5 protein-coding genes are annotated in these 5,730 nt (G+C 62.0%); 2 read left to right on the top strand and 3 right to left on the bottom strand.

The window, feature by feature from the left end; genetic code table 11:
* Positions 1-199: 199 nt before the first annotated feature.
* Positions 200-1,549 (bottom strand): NCS2 family permease, encoded by a 1,350-nt coding sequence (locus UW3_RS0123075; protein ID WP_010226038.1) that lies wholly within the window; start codon positions 1,547-1,549, stop codon positions 200-202.
* Positions 1,550-1,908: 359 nt separating this feature from the next.
* Here UW3_RS0123075 and UW3_RS0123070 point away from each other — a divergent pair, with 359 nt between their 5' ends.
* Both UW3_RS0123070 and aqpZ read left to right on the top strand, forming a co-directional pair.
* Entirely contained in the window at positions 1,909-2,676 is a 768-nt protein-coding gene (locus tag UW3_RS0123070; RefSeq protein ID WP_010226037.1) for a GntR family transcriptional regulator, read from the top strand.
* Positions 2,677-2,855: 179 nt separating this feature from the next.
* Positions 2,856-3,548: an aquaporin Z gene (gene aqpZ / locus UW3_RS0123065; RefSeq protein ID WP_010226035.1), complete on the top strand. Its 693-nt coding sequence runs from the start codon at positions 2,856-2,858 to the stop codon at positions 3,546-3,548.
* On the opposite strand, the gene guaD is transcribed toward aqpZ, so the two are convergent.
* Together guaD and xdhC are read right to left on the bottom strand one after the other, a co-directional pair.
* Positions 3,545-4,849 (bottom strand): guanine deaminase, encoded by a 1,305-nt coding sequence (gene guaD / locus UW3_RS0123060; RefSeq protein WP_010226034.1) that lies wholly within the window; start codon positions 4,847-4,849, stop codon positions 3,545-3,547. The two genes, aqpZ and guaD, sit on opposite strands and share 4 nt — an antisense overlap.
* Positions 4,850-4,859: 10 nt before the next feature.
* Positions 4,860-5,705 carry a xanthine dehydrogenase accessory protein XdhC gene (gene xdhC / locus UW3_RS0123055; protein ID WP_010226032.1) on the bottom strand — a complete coding sequence of 282 codons (846 nt, stop codon included), beginning with the start codon at positions 5,703-5,705 and terminating at the stop codon, positions 4,860-4,862.
* Positions 5,706-5,730: the final 25 nt, after the last annotated feature.

Genomic DNA, 5,730 nt, shown 5'->3' with positions numbered 1-5,730 from the left:
AGCAGCGGCGCCACACCGAATGGATAAGCTCGCAACCAACCCCACCCCAAGGCTCATAGTCCCTGAAATTCCGTGAAGAACCTTTTTTTTTTGCCTGTAATTCGAGATCCCACAGGGACCACTCAGGCATCAGCACTGTTTAGCCGACAACAAAAAGCCCCACCCGAAGGTGAGGCTCTGTTGTAGCAGTGTGCCGTGTTTAGAGGAACACGAACTTGGCAATGAAGATCGCCGTCAGCACCCACAGGCTTGCCGAGATCTCCTTGTAGCGCCCGGTCCCGGCCTTGAGCACCACATAGGTGATAAAGCCCAGGGCGATGCCGTCGGCGACCGAGAAGGTCAGCGGCATCATGATCGCGGTGACGATTGCCGGAATGCTGTCGGTGGCTTCGTCCCAATCGATGTGGGCCATGCTGCCCATCATCAGCATCGCCACGTAGATCAAGGCACCGGCAGTCGCATAGGCCGGAATCATCCCGGCCAGCGGGGCGAAGAACATCGCGGCGATGAAGAACAGGCCGACCACCACGGCAGTCAGCCCTGTACGGCCACCGGCGGCGACCCCGGCAGCACTCTCTACATAACTGGTCACCGGTGGTACGCCGACCACGGCTCCGAACACACTCGATGCACTGTCGGCCTTGAGCGCCCGCGACAGGTTTTCGATGCGCCCGTCGGCATTCACCAGGTTGGCCCGTTGGGCCACGCCCATCAGTGTGCCGGCGGTGTCGAACATGTGCACGAAGAGGAAGGCGAAGACCACGGCAATCATGCTGACGTTGAACACGCCGGCGACATCCATGGCCATCCAGGTCGGCGCCAGGCTCGGCGGCAGCGAGAACAATCCGCCGTACTCCACCAGGCCAAGGCCCCAGCCGGCGAGGGTGACGCTGATGATGCTGATCAGGATCGCGCCGAACACCCGGTGGTAGCTGAGCACCGCGATCATCAAAAAGCAGATGGCCGCCAGCAGCGGGCCAGGCTCGTGCAGCGAGCCGAGCTTGATCAGGGTCGCCGGGCTGTCGACGACAATCCCTGCGGTTTTAAGACCGATCAGTCCGAGAAACAATCCGACGCCGGCACCCATGGCATGACGCAGGCTGACTGGAATGCTGTTGAGCAGCCATTCGCGTACCCGCGACAAGGTCAGCAGCATGAACAGAACCCCGGAGACGAACACTGCGCCCAGCGCAGCTTCCCAGGTGTAGCCCATGGTCCCGACCACGGTGTAGGTAAAGAAGGCGTTGAGCCCCATGCCCGGTGCCAAGCCTACTGGCCAGTTGGCGTACAGGCCCATCAACAGGCAGCCGAGGGCGGCGGCGATGCAGGTGGCGACGAACGCCGCGCCGTGATCGATGCCAGCATCGGCCATGATGTTGGGGTTGACGAAGATGATGTAGGCCATGGTGATGAAGGTGGTCAACCCGGCGATCATTTCGGTTTTGACGGTGGTGCCATGTAGCTTGAGTTTGAAAATCCGCTCCAGCCAGCTCGTTTCGAGCGGTGGGGCAAGATCCAGCGTAGGGGCGTCGGATTTGCGGCTTTCCACAGCGTGTACTCCTCAAGTCTTTTCTTGTTTTCCAGAGCCAGTCCTGCGCACGCACTGGGGGGCTCTGTGAGGCGGATGGGATGGCAGGCCACCGGACCGTTTGTTGACTTCTGGGTCAGGAAGTTGCACGGATGGATTATGCGTTTGTATACAAAGAATGCAAATAATGTTTTCGTTGTTGTGCTCAGATAATTTGCCTGTGCAGCTATAAAGGCTATCGCCACCTGCAGAAATCCCTGCGGCTGTGTACAATGTGCCAATACCTTAATCGTTTAATTTTCTTACCAGGACTTGCCATCGCCCCTCTGGCTGGTATTACAGTCAGGGTCCGACTGGCGGATCTCCGTGCTCGAGTGCCCATGAACGAACAGCTGCAACCTCTCAAGAAACCAGTGCGTACCGGCAAGGCCGGTCGTAGCGGAACCCAGGACGATATCGTCTATGCGCACATTTTCGAGGCCATCCTCGAGCAGCGTCTGGCGCCGGGTACCAAGTTGAGCGAGGAAGCCCTGGGCGAGATCTTCGGCGTCAGCCGCACCATCATCCGCCGCGCCCTGTCGCGCCTGGCCCACGAAAGCGTGGTGCTGCTGCGGCCCAACCGCGGCGCGGTAGTGGCCAGCCCGACGGTCGAGGAAGCCCGCCAGGTGTTCTTCTCGCGGCGCATGGTCGAGCGCGCCATCACCGAGCTTGCGGTCGAGCATGCCACCGCCGAGCAACTCAACGAATTGCGCCAGATGGTCCGCGACGAGCGTGACAGCTTCTCCCGTGGCGATCGCGGCGCCGGCATTCGATTGTCCGGCGAGTTTCACCTCAAGCTGGCAGAGGCAGCAGGCAATGCGCCGCTGATCAGCTTTCAGCGCAGCCTGGTGTCGCAAACTTCGTTGATCATTGCCCAGTACGAAAGCGGCAACCGCTCGCATTGCTCCTACGACGAGCACATGCAACTGATCGACGCCATCGAGGCCCGTGACGTCAACCAGGCGGTGAGCCTGATGATGCACCACATGGACCACATCGACAGCAAGCTCAACCTCGACGAAGACAGCGCGTCGGATGACCTGCATGCGGTGTTCTCGCACCTGCTGCAGACCAAGAAGCGTGGTGGGGTTGCACCGCTCAAGGGTTGAAGGCCAGTAACACTCAATCGCGGTGCGACGATTCGACTTGCCCCGCGATGCTTTCCGGCTACTGGCAGGTTATCCAGCCTCTGCTAGATTCTCACCTGATCCACCGCAAACCTTCATCAAGCAGTTGGGCTTGCGCGCTATGCGTAGAACTTCAACTACTTGAGGACAGGTATATGTCGATGCCCCTGAGCAAACGCATGGGTGCTGAACTGATCGGGACGTTCTGGCTGGTGCTGGGTGGCTGCGGTAGTGCGGTGATCGCCGCGTCGCTCCCCATCGGTATCGGCCTGGTCGGGGTGGCCATGGCCTTTGGCCTGACCGTGCTGACCATGGCTTTCGCCATCGGCCATATTTCTGGATGCCACCTCAACCCCGCGGTGTCGCTCGGGCTGGTGGTGGGCGGGCGTTTTCCGCTCAAGGACCTGCTGCCCTACGTCATCGCCCAGGTGATTGGCGCGATTCTCGGCGCAGCGCTGATCTACTTCATTGCCAGCGGCAAGGCGGGCTTTGAATTGTCGGCCGGGTTGGCGTCCAATGGCTATGCCGAGCATTCCCCCAGCGGCTACTCGTTGGCGGCAGGCTTTGCCAGTGAAGTGGTGATGACCGCGATGTTCATCCTGATCATCATGGGCGCTACCGACAGCCGTGCCCCGGCGGGCTTTGCACCGATTGCCATCGGCCTGGCCCTGACGCTGATCCACCTGATCTCGATTCCGGTCACCAACACCTCGGTGAACCCGGCGCGCAGCACCGGGCCGGCGATTTTCGTCGGTGGCTGGGCGCTGCAGCAGCTGTGGTTGTTCTGGGTGGCGCCGCTGATCGGGGCAGTGATCGGCGGCGCCTTGTACCGGGGGCTGGCGCGCGAGCCTTAGCGCTGGTGCACGCAGCGGCCGGCGGCGAAGGTCTGCTTGACGGTACGGTCGTCGCCCAGGGTCATCAGCACGAACAGCGTCTCGTCGATGCTGTTCGACTGCTGGAGGCGGTAGTCCATCAGCGCCGTGGCCTTGTAATCGAGTACCACGAAGTCGGCATCGTTGCCTGGCCGCAGGCTGCCGATACGGTCGTCCAGGCTCAGCGCCCGGGCGCCGCCCAGGGTTGCCAGGTACAGTGACTTGAACGGGCTCAGCCGCGCACCCTGCAGTTGCATGACCTTGTAGGCCTCATTCAGGGTGTTGAGCAGCGAGAAGCTGGTACCGGCCCCGACGTCGGTGCCCAAACCGACCTTGACCTTGAACTTCTCGGCCTGCGGCAGGTTGAACAGGCCGCTGCCGAGGAACAGGTTGGAGGTCGGGCAGAAGGCCACGGCCGAGCCGGTTTCGGCCAGGCGCTGGCATTCGTCGTCGCACAGGTGCACGCCGTGGGCGAACACCGAGCGCTGGCCGAGCAGCTTGAAGTGATCGTAGACGTCCAGGTAGCCCTTGCGCTCCGGGAACAGCGCCTTGACCCAGTCGATTTCCTTGAGGTTTTCGCTCAGGTGGGTGTGCATGTACAGGTCGGGGTATTCGCCCAGCAACTGGCCGGCCAGGGTCAGTTGCTCCGGGGTGCTGGTCGGCGCAAAGCGCGGGGTCACCGCGTAGTGCAGGCGGCCTTTGCCATGCCAGCGCTCGATCAGCGCCTTGCTCTGGATATAGCCGGATTCGGCGGTGTCGGTCAGGTAGTCCGGGGCATTGCGGTCCATCATCACCTTGCCGGCAATCATCCGCAGGTCCAGGCGCTCGGCGTGTTCGAAGAAGGCATTGACCGATTCGGGGTGCACGCTGCCGAACACCAGGGCGGTGGTGGTGCCGTTGCGCAGCAGTTCTTCGATGAAGATCTTTGCGACCTTGTCGGCATGCGCCTTGTCGGCAAACTGCTTCTCGCAGGGGAAGGTGTAGGTGTTGAGCCAGTCCAGCAACTGCTCGCCGTAGGAGCCGATCATGCCGGTCTGCGGGAAGTGGATATGCGTGTCGATAAAGCCCGGGGTGATCAGGGCATCCTGGTAATGCTCAACCTCGATGTCAGCCGCCAGGGTCGGCAGCAGGTCGCGGGCATGGCCCAGGGCGCTGATCTTGCCGTTGTCGATCAGCATCAGGCCGTCTTCGAAATACTGATAGGAGGCTTCGACGCCTACTTCGGCTGGGTCGGCGATGCTGTGCAGGATGGCGGCACGGTAGGCTTTGCGGGTTGCGCTCATAGGGCTCTCGTCATATGGCTTGGCTGCGCCGTGACGGCGGCAGCAATTGGGCAATGGGGCCGGCGTTGGCAGCGTTGTTGTGCTGGCCAAAGCTGGCGTTGTAGGTGGCAATGATTTCGGCGGCGATCGACACGGCGATCTCGATCGGCAGCTTGCCCTTGACCTCGGCGATGCCCATCGGGCAGCGCATGCGCTGCAGGCGCTCCTCGGCAAAGCCGCGTTCACGCAGGCGATGCTCGAACTTGACGCGCTTGGTCCTCGAGCCGATCAGGCCGAACCAGGTGAAGTCATTGCGTTTGAGGATCGCTGCGGTCAGTTCCAGATCCAGCTGATGGTTGTGGGTCATGACGATGCAGTAGCTGCCAGCGGGCAGGTCATCGACTTCATCCACCGGCTCTTCGCTGACGATCTTGCTGACCCCGGCCGGCATGTGCTCGGGGAATTCCTGCTCGCGCGAATCGATCCAGCGCACCTTGCAGGGCAAGGCGGCGAGCAAGGGTACCAGAGCGCGGCCGACATGGCCTGCGCCGAACACGGCGATCTGCGCCTGGACCTGGCCCATCGGTTCGAACAGCAGCACGGTGGCGCCGCCGCAGCACTGGCCGAGGCTGGCGCCGAGGCTGAAGCGTTCCAGGTGCGGCGCTTCACGGCGCTCGGCAAGCATCTGCCGGGCGATGTGCATGGCCTTGTATTCCAGGTGGCCGCCGCCGATGGTGTCGAACAGCTGCTCGGCGCTGACGACCATTTTCGAGCCGGCGTTGCGTGGCGTCGAGCCACGTTCTTCGATGATGGTCACCAGTACGCAGGGCTCGCCGCGAGATTGCAGGTCGGACAGGGCGTTGATCCAGGTGTGCATTATTCAGTTACCTCTACGGTGCCTG

The sequence above is a fragment of the Pseudomonas donghuensis genome, from assembly GCF_000259195.1.
GTDB classification, from domain to species: domain Bacteria; phylum Pseudomonadota; class Gammaproteobacteria; order Pseudomonadales; family Pseudomonadaceae; genus Aquipseudomonas; species Aquipseudomonas donghuensis.
The sequence above is the reverse complement of the archived record's forward strand: the minus strand, read 5'-3'. Positions and strand labels throughout refer to the sequence as shown.